This is a genomic window from Lactobacillus delbrueckii subsp. bulgaricus, from assembly GCF_046938665.1.
In the GTDB taxonomy this organism is placed as follows: domain Bacteria; phylum Bacillota; class Bacilli; order Lactobacillales; family Lactobacillaceae; genus Lactobacillus; species Lactobacillus delbrueckii_C.
The window spans coordinates 1-363 of sequence record NZ_JBKZCD010000085.1; the positions used below are offsets into that span (position 1 = coordinate 1).

General features: G+C 51.5%; 4 tRNA genes. All 4 read right to left on the reverse strand.

The window, feature by feature from the left end:
• Window positions 1-8: 8 nt before the first annotated feature.
• Window positions 9-81, reverse strand: a tRNA-Phe gene (locus ACLUXO_RS10305).
• Between the two features lie 6 nt (window positions 82-87).
• Window positions 88-161: transfer RNA gene (locus ACLUXO_RS10310), tRNA-Asp, on the reverse strand.
• Between the two features lie 3 nt (window positions 162-164).
• Window positions 165-238 (reverse strand) — tRNA-Met (locus tag ACLUXO_RS10315).
• A 9-nt stretch (window positions 239-247) separates the two neighbouring features.
• A tRNA-Ser gene (locus ACLUXO_RS10320) sits at window positions 248-335 on the reverse strand.
• Window positions 336-363: the final 28 nt, after the last annotated feature.

Below are 363 nucleotides of genomic sequence, written 5' to 3' on the forward strand. Positions count from 1 at the left end.
ATTTTCAATGGCGCGGGACGGAATCGAACCGCCGACACATGGAGCTTCAATCCATTGCTCTACCAACTGAGCTACCGAGCCATCAAACGGTCCATGCGGGATTTGAACCCGCGATCTCCTCCGTGACAGGGAGGCGAGATAAACCACTGCTCCAATGGACCATATTGCGGGAGCTGGATTTGAACCAACGACCTTCGGGTTATGAGCCCGACGAGCTACCAGACTGCTCCATCCCGCGATAATAAAAAGGAGGATGTGGGATTTGAACCCACGCACGAGTCGCCCCGTCTAACGGTTTTCAAAACCGTCCCCTTAAGCCACTTGGGTAATCCTCCATTTGATGGATAGAAAAATATTCAATTC